13 protein-coding genes are annotated in these 19,318 nt (G+C 71.3%); 9 read left to right on the forward strand and 4 right to left on the reverse strand.

What is annotated here, in order from left to right:
* Window positions 1–97: 97 nt before the first annotated feature.
* The gene (locus CSIV_RS01720; RefSeq protein ID WP_237488766.1) at window positions 98–3,946 is read right to left on the reverse strand and encodes an RICIN domain-containing protein; all 3,849 of its coding nucleotides are present in this window, start codon (window positions 3,944–3,946) and stop codon (window positions 98–100) included.
* Between the two features lie 381 nt (window positions 3,947–4,327).
* Window positions 4,328–5,311 (reverse strand): LacI family DNA-binding transcriptional regulator, encoded by a 984-nt coding sequence (locus CSIV_RS01725; RefSeq protein WP_139340583.1) that lies wholly within the window; start codon window positions 5,309–5,311, stop codon window positions 4,328–4,330.
* A 174-nt stretch (window positions 5,312–5,485) separates the two neighbouring features.
* Here CSIV_RS01725 and CSIV_RS01730 point away from each other — a divergent pair, with 174 nt between their 5' ends.
* From CSIV_RS01730 to CSIV_RS01750, 5 genes are all read left to right on the forward strand, one after another.
* On the forward strand, window positions 5,486–6,409 hold the full coding sequence (locus tag CSIV_RS01730) for a carbohydrate ABC transporter permease (RefSeq protein WP_077049701.1): 924 nt from the start codon (window positions 5,486–5,488) through the stop codon (window positions 6,407–6,409).
* Entirely contained in the window at window positions 6,406–7,341 is a 936-nt protein-coding gene (locus tag CSIV_RS01735; RefSeq protein WP_202400988.1) for a carbohydrate ABC transporter permease, read from the forward strand. The genes CSIV_RS01730 and CSIV_RS01735 overlap by 4 nt, the downstream gene beginning before the upstream one ends.
* Window positions 7,342–7,423: 82 nt before the next feature.
* The gene (locus tag CSIV_RS01740; protein WP_139340572.1) at window positions 7,424–8,776 is read left to right on the forward strand and encodes an ABC transporter substrate-binding protein; all 1,353 of its coding nucleotides are present in this window, start codon (window positions 7,424–7,426) and stop codon (window positions 8,774–8,776) included.
* A 73-nt stretch (window positions 8,777–8,849) separates the two neighbouring features.
* A complete protein-coding gene (locus tag CSIV_RS01745) occupies window positions 8,850–10,367 on the forward strand; it encodes an alpha-N-arabinofuranosidase (protein ID WP_077049702.1) in 1,518 nt (505 codons plus the stop codon).
* A 13-nt stretch (window positions 10,368–10,380) separates the two neighbouring features.
* Window positions 10,381–12,096 carry a glycoside hydrolase family 35 protein gene (locus CSIV_RS01750; protein WP_077049703.1) on the forward strand — a complete coding sequence of 572 codons (1,716 nt, stop codon included), beginning with the start codon at window positions 10,381–10,383 and terminating at the stop codon, window positions 12,094–12,096.
* A 126-nt stretch (window positions 12,097–12,222) separates the two neighbouring features.
* On the opposite strand, the gene CSIV_RS01755 is transcribed toward CSIV_RS01750, so the two are convergent.
* The gene (locus CSIV_RS01755) at window positions 12,223–13,179 is read right to left on the reverse strand and encodes a LacI family DNA-binding transcriptional regulator (RefSeq protein ID WP_139340573.1); all 957 of its coding nucleotides are present in this window, start codon (window positions 13,177–13,179) and stop codon (window positions 12,223–12,225) included.
* A 50-nt stretch (window positions 13,180–13,229) separates the two neighbouring features.
* Here CSIV_RS01755 and galT point away from each other — a divergent pair, with 50 nt between their 5' ends.
* From galT to CSIV_RS01775, 4 genes are all read left to right on the forward strand, one after another.
* Window positions 13,230–14,405 carry a galactose-1-phosphate uridylyltransferase gene (gene galT, locus CSIV_RS01760; protein ID WP_077049705.1) on the forward strand — a complete coding sequence of 392 codons (1,176 nt, stop codon included), beginning with the start codon at window positions 13,230–13,232 and terminating at the stop codon, window positions 14,403–14,405.
* Window positions 14,402–15,565, forward strand: a complete 1,164-nt coding sequence (gene galK / locus CSIV_RS01765) for a galactokinase (protein ID WP_077049706.1) — start codon at window positions 14,402–14,404, stop codon at window positions 15,563–15,565. Before galT ends, galK begins: the two co-directional genes overlap by 4 nt.
* Before the next feature lie 243 nt (window positions 15,566–15,808).
* A complete protein-coding gene (locus CSIV_RS01770; protein ID WP_077049707.1) occupies window positions 15,809–16,762 on the forward strand; it encodes a squalene cyclase in 954 nt (317 codons plus the stop codon).
* 81 nt (window positions 16,763–16,843) lie between these two features.
* Window positions 16,844–18,304, forward strand: a complete 1,461-nt coding sequence (locus CSIV_RS01775) for a carboxylesterase/lipase family protein (protein WP_077049708.1) — start codon at window positions 16,844–16,846, stop codon at window positions 18,302–18,304.
* Window positions 18,305–18,328: 24 nt separating this feature from the next.
* Here the strand turns inward: CSIV_RS01775 and CSIV_RS01780 are convergent, their stop codons facing one another.
* Window positions 18,329–19,315 carry an LLM class F420-dependent oxidoreductase gene (locus tag CSIV_RS01780; protein ID WP_077049709.1) on the reverse strand — a complete coding sequence of 329 codons (987 nt, stop codon included), beginning with the start codon at window positions 19,313–19,315 and terminating at the stop codon, window positions 18,329–18,331.
* Between the last annotated feature and the right edge of the window lie 3 nt (window positions 19,316–19,318).

The raw sequence follows: 19,318 nt of genomic DNA on the forward strand, positions 1-19,318 counted from the left end.
TGCGGATGCCGAGGGCGCCCACCCTCGAGTCCCGCTCGGACGACGCGGCCGCGCCGACGCCCGAAGGCGATCGACGCGGCCGCGTGATCTCGAAGGGTCAGCCCTCGGTCGAGCCCGCCCCGCGGCGCCGGCGCCAGAGAACCAGGCCGCCGAGGAGGAGCAGCAGACCGGCACCGGCCCCGAGGACGGCGATGCCTTCCGACTGCAGACCCGTCGTCGCGAGGTCGCGCGCCGAGGAGCTCGTGGACGAGCTCGTCGACGAACCGCTCGAGCCCGAACCGGTCGACGATCCCGAACCGGTGTGTCCGGTGCCCGAACCGCTTCCGCCGGTGCCGGAGCCGTTCCCGCTCCCCGATCCGTCGCCACCGCCGGTGCCCGGGTCGACCGGGGCGGCTGCGGGGACGATGGCCGCGGAGCGTGCCGATCCCGCGGTGAAGCCCTCCGCGGACGCGGTGACCTCGACGGAGATCTCCCGACCCTCGTCGGCGGCGGTCAGCGCGTAGGCGTCGGCCGTGGCATCCGGGATCGGTGAACCGTCGCGCAGCCACACGAACGTCTGCGCGGCGTCGGCGGGATCGGTCGTCGCCGTCGCCCGCACCGTCGAACCGACGCGCGGCTCACCCGCGAGGGTCGGCGTGTCGACCCCCACCGTGCGCTCGATCGTCACGGTGTAGGTCTGCTCGGTGCCGTCGGGGGCGGTGACCCGCACCGACCCGGTGTCTCCGGCAGCGCGGGCCGCCTCGGACCCTGCACCCGGCTGCGTGATCTGGACCGTGGCATCCTCGTCGACCGCGACCGCGTGCAGTTCCGGCCACGCGGACCCCGTCGACGCGACGGTGTACTCGAACGTCTGCGGGTCGAAACCGACGACGGGCGCGTCACCCACGGTCAGCCGCGCGAGATCGGCGATGCCCGCGGGTGACGCGGAAGCCGCGTAGATCAGCACTTCCGAGACGATCATGTGCGTCTGCGAGCGGGCGTTCAACACGACCCTCACCTCGTCGGCCGTACCCGTCACCGGCACGTCGACCAGGGGCGCGCCGCTGGACGGCGTCGGCACGGTGATGAGGTCGCCCTGCACCCATTCGCCGCCGCTCACCCGGTGATCGACGCGCATCGTCGCCGGCCAGCTCAGGCTGCCGCCGTCCTTGTAGAACTGCACCGCGACGTGCGTCAGCGTCTCGCGCTTTGCCAGCACGTAGCTGAGGGTGTCCTGGTCGTTCTTGGTGCCGCCCCGCCAGTTCGACCACCCCTTGTCGGTGGTGATGCCGTTGATGGTGTTGACGACGGGGTAGCCCGACTCGGTGTAGGTCGCCGAGGGCGCGCTCTGCGGGGCGACGTTGTTCTCCGCCGCCGCTGTGACGATGACCGTCAGCTTCGCGTCGAGACGCTCGCCGGCGGGGCCCGTCGCGACACCGGGGACCGAGACGGTTCCCGGCGCGGCGAACGCGGCGTCCGTCAGGTCGCTCCACGTCCACTCCACCGGCACCCAGTAGCCGCCGCCCGAGGGCGTCAGCTCGGCCTGGACGTCGCGGTCGGCGAGGTCCTTCACGACATCCAGGGCGCTGCCCGCCGGAACCGTCACCGACGCCGGCCGCGTCGCGGTGAACGCACCGACTTCGACCGTCGCCGTGGCCTCGAACTCCGTGCCGAAGAGATCGGTACCCGTGCCGCGCACCTGCACCGTGCCGGGACGCGACCAGTCGACGCCGTCGAGCTGCCAAGTGACGTCAGCGGCGCGCAGCGTTTTGCCTGCATAGCGGATCACGGCCTTGGCCGGCAGCTGCGGGGTGACGTCGACCGCGGTGGCCACCGACACGGGCTCCGTGCCCAGGATGCTCGTCGTCGCGATGCGCCACTGCTGGTTGCCACCGCCGTTGGACGTCCACAGCCCCACGGTCGCGCCGGGGGTCGTGCTGGCCTGATTCACGTCGAGGACGCGCTCGGCGGCCACGTTCAGCAGCGAGTAGTACTCACCGTCCGTGGTCGACGCCATCCACTGCGTCGCAGGGTTGCTCGCGGCCGTGGCGGGATCGGCGTCGACGAGAGCGGTACCCCCGTTGTCGGATGCCAGGAATTGGCCCGATCCGTTCTGGAGCGTGAAGCGGTGGCGGTTGGTGCCCTCGCCGTCGATGGTGCGCACGGTCCAGGTCTGCGCGCGGGCGGCGTCGGCCGTCGTCGCGCTGGGGCGGATCGCGAGGCCTGACGAGGCGTCGAGGGTGAGACCGCTCTGCACCCCGGAGAGCTGCACCTTCTCACCGTCGCGGAACGCGGCGGCATCCTGCGAGACGCCCGAGACGCCGTCGATGACGAACGTCGTGACCGACTTCGCCGGGACGGTCACCGTGGCGGTCTTGGATGCCGCGTCCACGGCGACCTTCGCGCCCTCCTGCAGCGCGTTGACCGTCGGCTGATCGACCGTCGACTGGGTGGTCACGATCGGGGTGACCGTGGCACCGGGGGCGATCGTGCCGAAGTCGCTCAGGTCGATCTGCACGGTCTTCTCGGACGTGTCGGAGTTGACGTGCACGATCGTCGCACCCTGACCGTCGGCGTCGATGGCCGCCGTGGACTGGGCGTTGTCGGTCGACATCAGGCGGTCACCCGGGTGGATGTAGTGCGTGAAGTTCCGGACGGTGTTGTACTTCTCGTTGGTCAGCACCTTGCACGAGGGGTCGGATTCACCGTCGGCGATGCGACGGAGCGACTTGCCCTCGGCGTTGCAGTCGAAGTCGATGTAGACGCTGCCCCAGTTGAGGTTCTCGACCTTCTGCATGTTGTACAGGTCTTCGACGGGCTGCCAGAACACCCAGGCGGTCGGCTCGAGCTCGCGGAGGTCGCCGACGATGTGCTCGGCCATTCCGATGCCGTTGTTGATGTCGTTGGTCGTGAAGCCACCGGCGGTCCAGTTGCCCTCGACCTCGCTCATCCACAGGGGCTTGTCGGCTGCTTTGGCGATGTCGCGCACGACCTGGCGTCCGCCGGTGCCGTACGTGTGGACGTTGAGCTGGTCGACGAGGCTCTTCGACTCCGCCGACCAGGTGTTCCAGTTCGTGGCGAAGATCCCGGGGTTCGTTTCGTCCATCGCCGAGATGACGGCGTCGGTGGTGGTGCTCGGCTGCGCGAGGCGGGCCGCGAGCGCCTTGACCATGGCATCCTGCGCCTGCGGGCCGATGTGCGCACCCTCCTGGCGCCCGCCGGTGGGCCACTGGGCGCCGTTGGGGATCTGCGTCTGCCAGTAGTTCGTGTTCGGCTCGTTGAACGGGTCGATCGTGTCGAAGGTGATGCCGTGCGCCTTCTCGAGCTCGTCGACGACGTTCACGAGGTAGCCGGCGAACTTGTCCATGTCGGCGGGAGCGAGCTGCTCGCTCGTGGCGTTGTTGATGCCGCCCGAGACGTAGCCGCTCTGGGTGAGGAAGTAGGGCGGGGAGTTGCTGAACGCCTCCCAGTGGGTGACCTTTCCCTTGAGCGCGTCGATCCACCACCGCTGGGCGGAGTCGGCGTCGAAGTCGTACGCGTTCGGGTCGTCGGGGTTCCACGCGGCCTTGTACCGGTTGCGGTCGGCGTAGTTCGACGTGATCGCCCCCTGGGAGTCGGTCGCGCCGAGGTCGGGGTTCCAGAACCCGGGGACCGCACCGCCGGGCCGCAGGTACGCCGGCACGTCGGAGGCGTTGCCGCCGCCGATGTTGTACCGGGCGATGTTGAGGTTGAGGCCGTCCTCGCCGAACACGGCGTCGAAGAGCTTCTGACGCACATCCGCGGGGTAGTTGCCGGTGGCGTTGGCGAACCACACCAGGCTCGTGCCCCATCCCTCGAAGGGCTCCGCCGCCGAGGCGGGGTTGGGGGTGATGCGCACCGTGGCGGTGGGCGCGGCAGCGGCGGGCGCTGCGGCGGTGGCGGTCGTCGCCGCGATCCCGCCGGCGGCCAGGGCGACAGCACAGGTCATCGACAACAGTCGAGCTGACTTCATCGTCATTCCGATCCGACCGCGTCGGTGCGGTCTCGTGGGTGGAGATGTTGACGTCAACATGTTGACGTCAACATCGAACCTAGCGGAGGAGGGGACCGCGGCACAACGTCCGGCACGGGCCGCCCTCAGCCCTCAGCCCGCTCTCGAGCGGAGGAGATTGGGCAGAGGGAGGACGGATGCCACGGCTTCGGTCCTCCGCCCGGCGATTCCCCTCCGCTCGGCACGGCGAGCCGCGGGCGCACATCTCCAGTCGGCGCGGCGAGCCGCGCGGGCACAGCTCCACTCGGCGCAGCGAGCCGCGGGCGCACAGCGGCACTCGGCGCAGCGAGCCGCGAGCCAACCACCCGCCAGCGGGGCTCAGGCGCGCGGGCCGGAGCTCTCGCGCACCACGAGGGAGGTGGGGACCAGCGTGCGCGCGTGCTCTCCGCCGGCGCCCTCGATGTCGGCGATCAGAGCGCTCATCGCCTCTTCGCCGACACGCTCGAAGCGCTGTCGCACGGTCGTCAACGGGGGCCAGAAGTTCGCCGACTCGGGCATGTCGTCGTACCCGACGACGCTGACGTCACCGGGGACCGCGCGTCCGGCCTCGTGCAGCGCCCGGATGACCCCGAGCGCCATCTGGTCGTTGGCCGCGAAGACGGCCGTCACGCTCGGATCTTCCGCGAGCGTCGCACCGATGCGGTGCCCCGACTCGGCGGTCCAGTCGCCGATCTGCAGCGGCGGCACGCGGCATCCGCGTTCCTCGAGGGCGGCGCGCCACGCGTCGCGGCGGCGCTCGGCGGCGAAGGACTCGGGCGGACCCGACACGTGCCAGACGGTCTCGTGGCCGAGGTCGAGCAGGTGCTCGGTGGCCAGGCGCGCCCCCTGCGCCTGGTCGTTGTCGACGACGGCGTAGGGGTAGTCGGCGCTGGAGTCGACGACGACGACCGGCAGCCCCGAGGGGATGGACAGTTCGTTCTCGCCGAGGCGGTGCGTCTCGATGAGGATCACGATCCCGTCGACGGCGTGCTCGTGGAGCCGGAGGAAGGCACCCGACACGTCGGACTGCGAGGCGGACTGCACCGTGATGAGGGTGATGGAGTACCCGGATGCCGCGGCCACCGACGCGAGCGCATCGAGCGTGCGGGTGTTGCCGTAGGAACTCAGCGAGAACATGATCACGCCGATGCTGCGGAAGCGTCCGGAGCGGAGGGCCCGTGCGGCGCTGTTCGGTCGGTAGCCGAGGGAGGCCATCGCGTCGAGAACGCGGCGGCGCGTGTCAGGATCGACGTTGGAGCGGTCGTTCGCCACGCGCGACACCGTCTGCCCCGAGACCCCCGCCGCCGCAGCGACATCGGCCATCGACACCTCGCGGCGCCGTGCGCGGCCCCCCGCCGCGGCCGACACCGTCGTCGTCTCGCTCACGTCTGCCTCCTCGGGTGTTGACGTTGACATGCTAACGGGGTGGGAGCTATGTTTACGTCAACATCGCGGCGACCCGCCCGCGTTGCGCACCAATGAAGAGGCATCCGGACGATGACGACCACCGCGGCACCCCCGCCCGCTCTGCGCCCCCCGCGCCGTAAGCGACGCGCCCGTATCGACGACCGCGGCTGGCTGTTCGTCGCCCCGTTCGCCGTCGTGTTCGCGCTGGTCTTCCTCGCGCCCCTCGCGTACTCGCTCTACCTCAGCGTCTTCCGCGACCAGCTGGTCGGCGGCAACGCGTTCGTCGGCTTCGCCAACTACATCGCCGTCTTCGGCGACGGGAAGTTCTGGGACGGCCTCGGCCGCGTCTCGCTCTTCCTCGTCGTGCAGGTGCCCGTCATGCTCCTCCTGGCGCTCGCGGCCGCCCTCGCGATCGACAGCGCGCGCCTGCACGCCGCCGGCTTCTACCGCATCGTGATCTTCCTCCCCTACGCCGTTCCGGCCGTCGTGGCGGTGCTCATGTGGGGGTACATCTACGGCGATCAGTTCGGCCTCACCCGCAACCTCAACGACCTGCTCGGCGGCACCTTCGTGCAGCCGTTCGTGCCCGAGTGGATGCTGGTCTCGATCGGCAACATCGTCACGTGGCAGTTCGTCGGCTACAACATGCTGATCTTCTACTCCTCGCTGAAGACGATCCCCGGCGAACTGTACGAAGCGGCATCCATCGACGGCGCCGGGGCGTGGCGCACGATCTTCTCGATCAAGATCCCCGCGGTGCGCGGCGCGGTCGTCATCGCGACGATCTTCTCGATCATCGGCAGCTTCCAGCTCTTCAACGAGCCCAACATCCTCAAGCCCCTGGCGCCGAACACCATCACGACGTTCTTCACGCCGAACATGTACGCCTACAACCTCTCGTTCGCGGGCCAGCAGTACAACTACGCGGCCACGGTCGCCATCATCATGGGCGTCATCACCGCCGTCATCGCCTACGTCGTGCAGCTGCGCGGCTCACGTCAGGAGGCGCGATGACCACCGCGACCGCACCCCGCACCGACACCGTGGCCGTGACCACCTCCCGCTCGCGCTCGCGCCGCGGCTTCGCCCGCACCTCGCCGACGCAGAGCAAGAAGTCGATCGTCCTCAGCATCGTCATGGCGCTGTACCTCCTGTACACGCTGGTGCCGCTGTTCTGGCTCGTCATCAACGCGACCAAGACCCAGCCCGACCTGTTCTCGACGTTCGGTCTGTGGTTCGGCGACAGCTTCGCCCTGGGCGACAACATCGTCCAGACGCTGACCTACCGCGATGGGATCTTCCTGCGCTGGCTCGGCAACACCCTGCTGTACGTCGTCGTCGGCGCCGGAGGGGCGACCCTGCTGGCGACGCTGGCCGGGTACGGCCTGGCCAAGTACAACTTCCGCGGGCGCAAGGCCGTGTTCGCCGTCGTGCTCGGCGCCATCGCGGTGCCGGGAACGGCCCTCGCCGTGCCGACCTTCCTGCTCTTCAGCCAGCTCGGTCTCACGAACACCCCCTGGGCGATCATCATCCCGTCGCTCATCAGCCCGTTCGGCCTGTACCTCATCTGGGTGTACGCGACGGATGCCATCCCCACCGAGCTGCTGGAGGCCGCCCGGATGGACGGGGCGGGCGAGTTCCGCACGTTCTTCACCATCTCGATCCGGCTCCTCACACCGGGCATCGTGACGGTGCTGCTGTTCGCGGTCGTCGCGACCTGGAACAACTACTTCCTCCCGCTCATCATGCTCAGCGACCCGGCCTGGTACCCCCTGACCGTCGGCCTGAACCAGTGGAACGCGCAGGCGACCGGCGTCGGCGCCCAGCCGATCTACAACCTCGTGATCACCGGCGCGCTCCTCTCGATCATCCCGATCGTCGCCGCGTTCCTCGTCCTGCAGCGCTTCTGGCAGTCCGGTCTGAGTGCCGGAAGCGTCAAGCAGTGATCCTCGACTCCCTCCCGAACCCGGAGCGTCCTGCCCCGGAATCCCGCAACACAATCCACAACAACGAAGTGAAGGAATCCCGATGACATTCATGCGCAAGGGCACCGCCGTGCGGCGGACCGTCTTCGCTCTGGCGGCCACCGCGCTCACGGTGGGCGCGCTGACCGCCTGCTCCGGCGGCAGCACGGGCGGCGGCAGCAACGGCGGCAGTGCCGACGACATCGAGAAGGCGCTCCAGGAGGGTGGCGAGATCACGTACTGGTCGTGGACGCCCTCGGCCGAGGCGCAGGTCGCGGCCTTCCAGAAGAAGTACCCGAACGTGAAGGTCAACCTCGTCAACGCGGGCACCAACACCGAGGAGTACACCAAGCTCCAGAACGCGATCAAGGCCGGCTCGGGCGCCCCCGACGTCGTGCAGATCGAGTACTACGCCTTCCCGCAGTTCGCCCTGTCGGACTCGCTGCTCGACCTCGCGCCGTACGGCTTCGGCGACCTCGAAAGCGCCTACGCGACCGGCCCGTGGGGTGCGGTCGACTTCGACGGCAAGATCTACGGCCTGCCGCAGGACTCGGGCCCCATGGCGCTGTTCTACAACAAGTCCGTCTTCGACGAGTACGGCATCGCCGTCCCGACGACGTGGGACGAGTACTACGCGGCCGCGCAGAAGCTGCACGCCGCCGACCCGACGAAGTACATCACCGCCGACACCGGCGACTCCGGCTTCACCACCAGCATGATCTGGCAGGCCGGCGGCACCCCGTTCAAGGCCGACGGCACGAACGTCACGATCGACCTGCAGGATGCCGGCTCGAAGAAGTTCGCCGACAACTGGAACCGCCTCATCGACGGCGGCCTGCTCTCGGACACCCCGAGCTGGAGCGACGAGTGGTTCAAGGGCCTCGGTGACGGCTCGATCGCCTCGCTCGTCATCGGCGCCTGGATGCCGGGTGTCCTCGAGTCGTCCGTGGAGGACGGCGCGGGCAAGTGGGCCGTCGCCCCGATCCCGACGTACGACGGCAAGGCCGCGACGGCCGAGAACGGCGGCGGCGGACAGGCCGTGACCAAGCAGAGCAAGAACCCGGCTCTGGCCGCGGGCTTCCTCAAGTGGCTGAACAACGACGACGAGAGCCTCACGATCTTCGCGGAGTCGGGCGGCTTCCCCTCGACCACGGCGCAGCTGAGCGACCCCGCCTTCGTCGACAAGAAGTCGGACTACTTCGGCGGCCAGCAGATCAACCAGGTCCTCACGCAGGCGTCGAGCGACGTCGTGAAGGGCTGGAGCTACCTGCCCTTCCAGGTGTACGCCAACAGCATCTTCGGCGACACCGTGGGCCAGGCCTACGCCACCCAGGGCGACCTGAACGAGGGTCTGTCGACGTGGCAGGACCAGCTGGTCCAGTACGGCAACGACCAGGGCTTCAGCGTCAACAAGTAAGCCGATGATCGGGGGCGGGTCGCGCGCACGAGCGAGCGACCCGCCCCTTCCCTTCCCGCTCCAGGAGAGCCGCATGACCTCCCCCACCCGCATCACGCTGGACCCCCGCCGCCCCGGAGCCGAGGTTCCGCGTCGCCTCTTCGGCACGTTCGTCGAGCACATGGGCCGCTGCGTGTACGACGGCATCCATTCGCCCGGACACGCCAGCGCCGACGGGTCCGGCTTCCGCGCCGACGTGCTCGCCCTGGTGCGCGAGCTCGGTGCGACGGTCGTGCGCTATCCCGGCGGCAACTTCGTCTCGGGCTACCGCTGGGAGGACGGCGTGGGACCGCGCGCCGACCGTCCGGTGCGACTGGATGCCGCGTGGCACAGCACCGAGACCAACCAGGTGGGTCTGCACGAGTTCGCCGAGTGGGCGGATGCCGCGGGGCTCGAGGTCATGGAGGCCGTGAACCTCGGCACGCGCGGCGTCGCGGAGGCCGCCGACCTGCTCGAGTACGCCAACCACCCCGCCGGCACCGCGCTGAGCGATCGCCGCCGCGCGAACGGACGCGACGAGCCCTTCGGCATCCGCCTGTGGTGCCTCGGCAACGAGATGGACGGCCCGTGGCAGATCGGGCACAAGACCGCCGACGAGTACGGGCGCCTCGCCGCCGAGACCGCACGCATGATGCGGTTCATCGACCCCACCGTCGAGCTCGTGGCCGCGGGCAGCTCCAACCACGAGATGCCCACGTTCGGCGACTGGGAGCGCACCGTGCTGCGGCACACCGCGGGCCTCGTCGATCACATCTCGGTGCACGCGTACTACGAGGAAGACCCCACCGACCCGCAGAGCTTCCTCGCCAGCGGCGCGGCTCTCGACCGCTACATCGGCGAGGTCGTCGACATCATCGACGAGGTCGACGCCCGCACCCCCCACGGCGCCCCGGTCGGCATCAGCGTCGACGAATGGAACGTCTGGAACCAGACGCGCTGGAACGAGGTCGACAAGCCCCGCGTCTTCACGGGCGACTGGCCGATCGCGCCGCGCCTCATCGAGGACGACTACACCGTCACCGACGCCGTCGTCGTCGGATCGCTCCTCATCACGCTGCTGCGCCGCGCGGACCGCGTCTCCATGGCGAACCTCGCGCAGCTCGTCAACGTCATCGCCCCCATCCGCACCGAGCCCGATGGCGGGCCCGCGTGGCGGCAGACGACGTTCCACCCCTTCCGCCTCACGGCCGAGGCCGCGACCGGGCGGGTCGTCCCCGTCGCGGTCGACGGCGAACGCATCCCCACCGCCCGCCACGGCGAGGTCGACGCGGTGGACGCGATCGCCACCGTCGACGGCGACACCGCCCACGTCTTCCTGGCCCATCGCTCGCTCGACACCGCGACCGAGGTCGAGCTCGACCTCGGGGCCGTGGCATCCGCCGAGGCCGTCGTCATCACCATCCCCGAGGGCGGCGACCGCGACACCACGAATTCCGCCGACGCCGAACCGGTGGCTCCGTCGGACCTGGCCGTCGACGTGGTGGACGGCATCCTGCGCTTCACCCTCCCCCCGCTCGCGTGGGCCCGCGTGCGCGTCCAGCTGGCCTCCTGACCCGAGAGAGAACGTGACCACCTTCACCATCGGCGAGACCGATTTCCTCCTGGACGGCGAACCGTTCCAGGTCATCTCCGGGACTCTGCACTACTTCCGCATCCACCCCGAGCACTGGGCCGACCGCATCCGCACGGCCAAGGCGATGGGCCTCAACACCATCGAGACCTACGTCGCGTGGAACGCGCACGAGCCGGTGCGGGGCGAATGGGATGCCACGGGCTGGAACGACCTCGGCCGCTTCCTCGACCTCGTGGCCGCCGAGGGGCTGCACGCGATCGTGCGTCCGGGACCCTACATCTGCGCCGAGTGGCACAACGGCGGGCTCCCCGTCTGGCTGACGTCCACTCCGGGCATCGGCCTGCGCCGGTCGGAGCCGCAGTACCTCGCCGCCGTCACGGAGTACCTCGAGCGCGTGTACGAGATCGTCGTCCCGCGGCAGATCGACCGCGGCGGCAACGTCGTGCTCGTGCAGATCGAGAACGAGTACGGCGCCTACGGATCCGACAAGGACTACCTGCGCGAACTCGTGCGGATCACCCGCGACGCCGGCATCACCGTGCCGCTGACGACCGTGGATCAGCCGATGCCGTGGATGCTCGAGAACGGCAGCCTGCCCGGCCTCCACCTCACCGGCTCGTTCGGCTCCCGCTCGGAAGAACGCCTCGCGACCCTGCGCGAGCACCAGCCCACCGGTCCGCTCATGTGCTCGGAGTTCTGGGACGGCTGGTTCGACTGGTGGGGCAGCATCCACCACACGACCGACCCCGCCGCCTCCGCCCACGACCTCGACGTGCTGCTCGCGGCGGGCGCGTCCGTGAACATCTACATGGTCCACGGCGGCACGAACTTCGGCACGACGAACGGCGCGAACGACAAGGGCCGCTTCGACCCCATCGTCACCTCGTACGACTACGACGCCCCCATCGACGAGGCGGGGCACCCGACCGCGAAGTTCCACGCCTTCCGCGAGGTGATCGCGAAGTACGCCCCCGTGCCCGACCTCGAGCCCGCGCCGCGGCCGGATGCGCCGGTGTTCGAGGTGCCGCTCTCGGGCGAGGGCGAGTGGATGCCGGCATCCACCGGTTCCGTCTCGGACGACCCCGCGACGTTCGAGGAGCTCGGACACCTCGGGCCCCTCCTCCGGTACGACGTCGACCTGCCCGCGAACGCTCCCGCCGTGCTCGCGTTCGGCGAGGTCCGCGACCTCGCGTGGGTGCACGTCGACGGCACGTTCGTCGGGCGCCTCTCCCGCACGCTGCACGAGCGCGCGCTCGCGATCCCCGCGGGCTCGCGCCTCACGGTGCTCGTCGAAGATCAGGGTCGCGTGAACTACGGCCACCGGCTCGGTGAGGAGAAAGGCCTGATCGGCGACGCGACGCTCGACGGCGCCCCGCTGACCGGCTGGACGGCGACGCCTATCGACCTCGCCGCCGCCGCCGGTGCGGGCGCCGGCACCCTCGGCCGCGCGCTGCTCCGCGGCACGTTCGAGATCGACGCGGCCACCGACCTGTTCCTGGACACCTCGGCGTGGGGCAAGGGCTTCGCCTTCGTCAACGGCTTCTTCCTCGGCCGGTACTGGCGGAACGTTCCGCAGGAGACGCTGTACGTCCCCGCACCGGTCCTGCGTGCGGGCGCGAACGAGATCGTCGCGCTCGAACTGGAGCAGGCCCTGGCCCCGGTCGCGCGGTTCGTCGCGCAGCCGTCGTTGGGGCAGCTCGAGGAGTAGACCGCGTCGGCGTCCTGTCCGGTTTGGGGCGTGTTCTTGCGTTTGGGGCGTGAATACGACGCCCCAAACAGCGAAATGCGCCCCAAACCCGGCAATGGCGGGGGCAGGGGCGGGGGCAGCGAGAACTCAGCGCGCGCTGTCGCGGACGACGAGGGGCGCCGGCACCGTCTCGGCGACGTGCGTGCCGCCCTCGATCGCGGCGACGAGGGCCTCGACGGTCCGCGCGCCGAGAACGTCGAAATCCTGGCGCACGGTCGTGAGGGGCGGGCGGTACTCGGCGGCATCCACGATGTCGTCGAATCCGACGACCGCCACATCCTCGGGGACGCGACGACCGGCGTCGGCGAACGCGCGCAGCGCGCCGAGCGCCATCTGGTCGTTCGCCACGAACACCGCCGTCGCATCGGTCAAGGCCGAGACGGCGGCGTGACCGGATGCCGATGTCCAGTCGCCGCGCACGGGCTCGGGCACGCGCCGACCGGCGTCGGCGAGCGTGGCACGCCAGGCCCGCTCGCGCTCAGCCGCGGCGAAGGAACGCGCGGGACCCGCGACGTGGTGCACCGTGTCGTGGCCGAGCCCGAGCAGGTGCTCGACGGCCGCGCGGGCGCCACCGGCGTGGTCGGTCTGCACGATCGAGAAGCGCTCGTCGGGCGGTGAGTCGACGACGACGAGGTGAAGATCCGCCGGCGGGGCGTCACGCACCAGCTCGGTCGCCTCGTTGAGCACCACGGCACCGTCGACCCCCTGCGAGCGAAGGCGGGCGAAGGCCTCGCGGATGCCGCGCTCCCCCACCGTGACCACGGCGAGGGCGTAGTCGCGCGCGGCGGCCGCCTCGGAGATCGCCTGCAGCATGCGGGAGTTGCCGACGGTTGCCAGCGTCGACACGACCAGCCCGATCGTGGAGGTCTGTCCGGTGCGGAGCGCGCGGGCGGCGCGGTGCATGCGGTACCCGAGGTCGCCCATCGCCTTCTCGACGCGGGCGCGGGTGGTGGGATCGACCCGGGGACTCCCGTTCGCGACGCGCGAGACCGTCTGGGCCGAAACCCCGGCCGCCGCGGCCACATCGGCCATCGATACGCGCATGCCACCCCCTCGGTGTTGACGATATCACGGCTGATCTGTAGCGTGTTATCGTGAACACGGACAGCCCCACCGCAGTGGCCCTCGGCGCCGGAGTCGTCAAGCGCCCCACGCGCCTGGCCGACGGCCGCGAACTGATCTACTTCGACGACGCCGGCACGGCGCTCGGCCCCGAGCGCGCGATCGACGCCCGCGAGCTCGACCCCCGCCCCGCCACCGCGACCATGCGACAGGACGTCCTCACGGGCGACTGGATCACCGTGGCATCCAATCGCCAGAACCGGGCGTTCCTGCCCCCCGCGCACCTCGATCCGCTCGCCCCGCAGACGCCGACCAACCCGTCGGAGATCCCGTCGCGCTACGACGTCGCGGTGTTCGAGAACAAGTCGCCGTCCTTCGGTCCCGCGCTCGACGTCGCCCACGGCGACGCCCCCGCCGCCGTCGACCCGCCGCGCGGCGACGACGACCTCGAACACCTCGGACTCGGCCGCACCCGCACCTCCGTCGGGCGCTGCGAGGTCGTCTGCTTCAGCCCCGAGCACGAGGGATCCTTCGGCACGCTGTCGCGCACCCGCGCCCGCACCGTCATCGAAGCGTGGGCCGACCGCACGGCCGCACTGTCGGCCCTCCCCGGCATCCGTCAGGTGTTCCCGTTCGAGAACCGCGGGCAGGAGATCGGCGTCACCCTCCCCCACCCGCACGGGCAGATCTACGCCTACCCGTACGTCACCCCGCGGACGCAGCGCCTGCTCGACACCGTCTCGCGCACCTCGCCCGACCTGTTCGCGCGGATCCTCGAGTTCGAGGCATCCGGCCCCCGCGTGGTGCTGCGCGGCGAGCACTGGACGGCGTTCGTGCCGTTCGCGGCGCGCTGGCCGATCGAGGTGCACGTGCTGCCGCACCGTCACGTCGCCGACCTCGCCGAGACGACGGATGCCGAGCGCGACGAGCTCGCCCCGTTCTACCTGCGGTTGCTGCGCGGCATCGACGCGCTCTACGACACGCCCACGCCGTACATCGCCGCGTGGCACCAGGCGCCCGTCGCCCGGGCCCGCGACAGCGTGCGACTCAACCTGCAGATCACGTCGCCGCGCCGCGCGGCCGACAAGCTCAAGTACCTCGCCGGGTCCGAAGCCGCCATGGGCGCCTGGATCGGCGACGTCACCCCCGAGTCGCAGGCCGAACGCCTGCGCGCCGCCCTCGACACCGTTCCGGAGGTGACGGCATGACCGCCGTCGACGACGCCCGCGCCCTGCTCACCACCCTGACCGACGCGCCCGCCGCGGGGGTGTGGTCCGCCCCCGGCCGCGCCAACCTCATCGGCGAGCACACCGACTACAACGAGGGCTTCGTCCTGCCGTTCGCGATCGCGCAGCGCACCGCCGCCGCCGTCACGCTGCGCGACGACGACGTGATCCGCGTGCGTTCCACCTTCTCCGACGACGCGGTCGAGGTATCGCTCGCCGACCTCGACGCCCGCATCGCCGCCGGCGGCCTCGACTGGGCCGGATACCCGCTGGGCGTGGCGTGGGCGCTGCGCGCGGCGGCCCCGGATGCCACACCTCGAGGGGTCGACATCGCCCTGGCGTCGGAGGTGCCGGTGGGAGCGGGCCTCTCGTCGTCCGCCGCGATCGAGGGGGCCGTGGCCTCCGCCCTCAACGACGTGTGGGGCGCCGGGCTCGACAAGGTCGCCCTCGCGCGCGTCGGTCGCACCGCCGAGAACGACGCGGTCGGGGCGCCCACCGGGATCATGGACCAGATGGCATCCATGTTGGGCGAGGCCGATGCCGCGACCTTCCTGGACTGCCGCACGCTCGAGACACGACCGGTCGCCCTGGGCTTCGCGGAGGCCGGCCTCGCGATCCTCGTCGTGGACACGCTCGTCGAGCACGCGCACTCCTCGGGCGGGTACCGCGAGCGCCGCGCCTCGTGCGAGAAGGGCGCCGCGGCCTTCGGCGTGCCGGCGCTGCGCGACCTCACCGTCGACGACCTGCCCCGCGCCGCGGAGATCCTCGACGACGTGACCTTCCGCCGTGTGCGGCACATCGTGACCGAGAACCAGCGCGTCCTCGACACCGTCGCCGCCCTCGACACCGACGGGCCCCGCGCGATCGGCGACCTGCTGACCGCGTCGCACGCGTCGATGCGCGACGACTTCGAGATCTCGGTGCCCGAGCTCGACCTCGCCGTCGAGACGGCCCTGGCCGCGGGAGCGCTCGGCGCCCGGATGACCGGCGGCGGCTTCGGCGGCGCCGCGATCGCGCTCATCCCCACGGAGCTGGTGCCGGCGGCGACCGAGGCCGTGCACGCCGCGTTCGCGGCATCCGGATTCCGCGCCCCGAACGTGTTCACGGTGACGCCGTCGGAGGGTGCGCGCCGCGACGCGTGACGCTGCCGGCCGGGCCGAGCCGCCCGCAGCCCCGAGGGCGCCGATGCTGCGCATCCTCCCCGATAAACGCGATTCGCGACGAGAAACGCCATGTCACCCCGTTTCTCGCCGCCGATCGCGTTTATCGGTGTGACAGCACCGCGGGCGTGACGCCGCGGAGTGACAGCACCGTGGGCGGGACGCCGCGGAGTGACAGCACCGCGGGCGCTGTACGGGGCGACCGTGGGCGCGTAGCGTGCGGGAATGGCATCCGACGACGGCGTCCTCGACTGGCTGCACGACAGCGACCCCGCGCTGCGGTGGAAGGTCGAGCGCGATCTGCTCGACGCACCCGCCGCCGAGTGGCAGGCGACCCGCGCCCGGGTCGCGCGCGAGGGCTTCGGCGCGCAGCTACTCGCCCGGCAGGACCCGGACGGGCAGTGGGCCGGCGGCGCGCACTTCCCCGCCGACTTCGACGGCAACGACCCGCAGCCCTGGACGGCCACGTCGTGGTCGCTCATGGCGCTGCGCGAATGGGGCGTGGATGCCACGGCCCTCCGCCCCGACACCGCGGGGCTCCTCGAGCGCCACGCCCGCTGGGAGTACGAGGATCTTCCGTTCTGGGACGGCGAAGTGGATGCCTGCATCAACTCCTTCACCCTCGCGAGCGGTGCGTGGCTCGGGGCCGACGTGAGTGGCATCCGGGGCTGGTTCGTCGAGCACCGCCTGCCCGACGGCGGCTGGAACTGCGAGTGGGTGGAGGGTTCGACGCGGTCGTCGTTCCACTCGACCCTGAACTCGGTGATCGGGATCCTCGACGACGAGTGGCGCACGGGCGGCACCCCCGCCCTGCACGACGCCCGGCGCGGGGCCGAGGAGTACCTGCTCGAGCGGCGGTTGCTGTTCCGCCTCTCCACCGGCGAGAAGCACCGGTGGGCGGACCACCTGGGGTACCCGTTCCGGTTCCGCTACAGCGCGCTCCGCGCCCTCGACCACTTCCGCGCGGCCGCCCTGCACGACGGAACCGCTCCCGATCCGCGGCTCGCCGAGGCGATCGAGCGGGTGCGCGCGACCCGCGACCCCGACGGCACGTGGCATCAGGCCTACCCGCCCGAGGGCCGCGAGTGGTTCCCGGTGGACGTCCCGGCGGGCGAGCCGTCGCGGTGGCTGACGTTCTTCGCGCTGCGCGTCCTGCGGTGGTGGGACACCCCCGCGTGAGTCGCCAGGATTTGTCGCCGTGAGCGCCCGCCAGGCGACAAATCCTGGCGACTCGCCCGGGTGGGACGACAGGATGGGGCGATGGATGCCACGGAACCCGTCGTCGCCACCACCCGCGGCCGCGTGCGCGGGTTCACCCGCGGAGGGACGGCGGTGTTCCTCGGCATCCCGTTCGCGCAGGCACCCGTCGGACGGTTGCGGTTCGCCACCCCGGAACCCCCGGAGCCGTGGGAGGGCGAGCGCGCCTCGACGACCTACGGTGCGACCGCACAGCGCGGTGACACCGGGATCACGCTCATCCCCGAACCGAGCGTGCCCGGCGACGCCACGCTGAACGTCAACGTCTTCGCGCCGCGGGACGCGACCCCGGATGCCGCCCTCCCGGTGCTCGTCTGGATCCACGGCGGCGGATTCGTGTCGGGGTCGCCCGCGAGCCGCTGGTACGACGGCGACGCGTTCGCGCGCGACGGCGTGGTGACGGTGGTGATCTCGTACCGGCTGGGGTTCGACGGCTTCGGCGCGATCGACGGCGTCCCGTCGAACCGCGGGCTCCGCGACCAGATCGCCGCGCTCGAGTGGGTGCGCGACGAGATCCGCGCCTTCGGGGGCGATCCCGGCCGCGTGACGATCGCGGGCCAGTCGGCGGGCGGCGGATCCGTGCTCGCGCTGCTGGCGAGCCCCGCGGCATCCGGTCTGTTCCAGCGCGCCATGGCCCTGTCGCCCGCGCTGGGGGCCGTCGCCGCGCCCGACGCGCGCCGGTTCGCCGACCGTCTCGCGGCCCTCGCGGGCGTGCGCCCCGACCGCGACGGCTTCACCACCCTGCCCGAGGAGCGTGTGCTCGAGCTGCAGCGGCAGGCGCAGAAGCCCGAACGTCGCGCCCGGCTCGCCGGACTCACCGCGCTGCTCGACGACGGCCTGCCGCTCGGGCCGGTGGTGGACGGGGAGCTGCTCCTGCGACCGCCGCTCGACGCCCTCGCCGACGGGGCGTCGGCCGACATCCCCCTGGTGGTGGGCGCGACCGACGACGAGTTCACGATGGTCACGGCCCGCCGGCGGAAGCCGCTGCGGCTGGTCCCGGTCGCGCTCGCCCTCGCCGTCCTGGGGCTCGGTCGCTCCCGGCGGCGGGCCTACCTCGCGCGGTCCCGACGGCGGGGTGCTGCCGCCCGGCTCGGCGGCTACGTCTCGGACCGGATCATCCGCTCCGTCGTGCTGCGCACCGCCCGCGCCCGCGGTGGCGACGCGACGTGGGTGTACCGCTTCGCGTGGCCGTCCCCGCCGATCGGGTTCGCGTGCCACTGCCTCGACGTGTCGTTCTGGTTCGACCACCTCGACGCCGACGGCGTCACCGCGATCGCCGGCGACGCGCCACCCACCGACCTCGCCGGCGAGATGCATGCCGCCGCGGTCGGTTTCATCCGGGACGGCGACCCGGGATGGCCGACCTGGGATGCCACGACCCGCCGCGGGCGCGTGTTCGGCGCCCCGGCATCCACCCCGCCCGTCGAGCCCGACACGTACGCCGAGGTCGCCCCGCTGGTCTGAGCGGCCGCGCGTGAGGGGCGGAGCTCACGCGAGCGCGGGAACCACCTCGCGCTCGAACAGCGTGAGGCCCGAGGTGTCGTACGCGGCCTCGGGGAAGTAGTGGATGGCGTAGCCGAGGCCGTGCTCGGCGCGGGCGCGCAGGCGCTCGACGATCTGCTCGGGGGTGCCGAACGCGTCGGAGGCGCGGTAGTCGGCCTCGATGGCATCCGCCCGCTCGTCGCCCACGTGGGGCCGGAGACGCGCCACGACAGCGGCGAGACGCTCGTCGGCCTCGGCCTCGGTGGCCGCGACGATCGTGTTGAAGTTCGTGGACCGCGTGATCTCGCCGAAATTGCGGCCCTGTGCCTCGCAGTGCCCGCGCAGCACGTCGGACTTGTGGTCGAACTCCTCGAGCGAACCGCCGAAGTTCGTGTACGAGGCGTAGGTCGCGGCGATCTTGAGCGTGACCTTCTCGCCGCCGCCGGCGATCCACAGCGGGATGCCGCCGGGCTGCAGTGGCTGCGGCTGCACGATCGCGCCGTCGACCTCGTAGTACTTCCCGGCGAGCGTTGCCGAACCGGTGGTCCACGCCTGGTGCATGATCTCGACGCCCTCGCGGAGGCGCCCGAGACGCTCGGCGATCGGCGGGAACCCGTAGCCGTACGCGCGCCACTCGTGCTCGTACCAGCCGCCGCCGATGCCCATCTCGGCGCGACCGCCCGAGATGAGGTCGACCGTCGCCGCGACCTTCGCGAGGTAGGCCGGGTTGCGGTAGCCCATGCACGTGCACATCTGCCCGAGGCGCACCCGGTCGGTGACGGCGGCGAAGGCGGCCATGAGCGTCCACGCCTCGTGCGTCGCCTCGGTGCTCGGCACCGGGGTGGTGTGGAAGTGGTCGTAGACCCAGATGGACGACCACGGCCCCTCGTCAGCGCTCTGGGCGAGCGAGCTCATCGCCCGCCACTGCTCGGCGGGGTCGATGCCCACCAGATCGAAGCGCCAACCCTGCGGGACGAAGATGCCGAATTCCATGGG

This window comes from Microbacterium sp. CSI-V, assembly GCF_001984105.1.
Classification (GTDB): Bacteria; Actinomycetota; Actinomycetes; order Actinomycetales; family Microbacteriaceae; genus Microbacterium.

Excerpts from the sequence above, each read along its gene's own strand:
- CSIV_RS01770 (WP_077049707.1), top strand. The coding sequence starts at position 15,809 with ATGGCATCCGACGACGGCGTCCTCGACTGGCTGCACGACAGCGACCCC.
- CSIV_RS01735 (WP_202400988.1), top strand. The coding sequence starts at position 6,406 with ATGACCACCGCGACCGCACCCCGCACCGACACCGTGGCCGTGACCACC.
- CSIV_RS01775 (WP_077049708.1), top strand. The coding sequence starts at position 16,844 with ATGGATGCCACGGAACCCGTCGTCGCCACCACCCGCGGCCGCGTGCGC.
- CSIV_RS01725 (WP_139340583.1), bottom strand. The coding sequence starts at position 5,311 with ATGGCCGATGTCGCTGCGGCGGCGGGGGTCTCGGGGCAGACGGTGTCG.
- galK (WP_077049706.1), top strand. The coding sequence starts at position 14,402 with ATGACCGCCGTCGACGACGCCCGCGCCCTGCTCACCACCCTGACCGAC.
- CSIV_RS01755 (WP_139340573.1), bottom strand. The coding sequence starts at position 13,179 with ATGCGCGTATCGATGGCCGATGTGGCCGCGGCGGCCGGGGTTTCGGCC.
- CSIV_RS01730 (WP_077049701.1), top strand. The coding sequence starts at position 5,486 with ATGACGACCACCGCGGCACCCCCGCCCGCTCTGCGCCCCCCGCGCCGT.
- CSIV_RS01745 (WP_077049702.1), top strand. The coding sequence starts at position 8,850 with ATGACCTCCCCCACCCGCATCACGCTGGACCCCCGCCGCCCCGGAGCC.
- CSIV_RS01740 (WP_139340572.1), top strand. The coding sequence starts at position 7,424 with ATGACATTCATGCGCAAGGGCACCGCCGTGCGGCGGACCGTCTTCGCT.
- CSIV_RS01780 (WP_077049709.1), bottom strand. The coding sequence starts at position 19,315 with ATGGAATTCGGCATCTTCGTCCCGCAGGGTTGGCGCTTCGATCTGGTG.
- CSIV_RS01720 (WP_237488766.1), bottom strand. The coding sequence starts at position 3,946 with ATGACCTGTGCTGTCGCCCTGGCCGCCGGCGGGATCGCGGCGACGACC.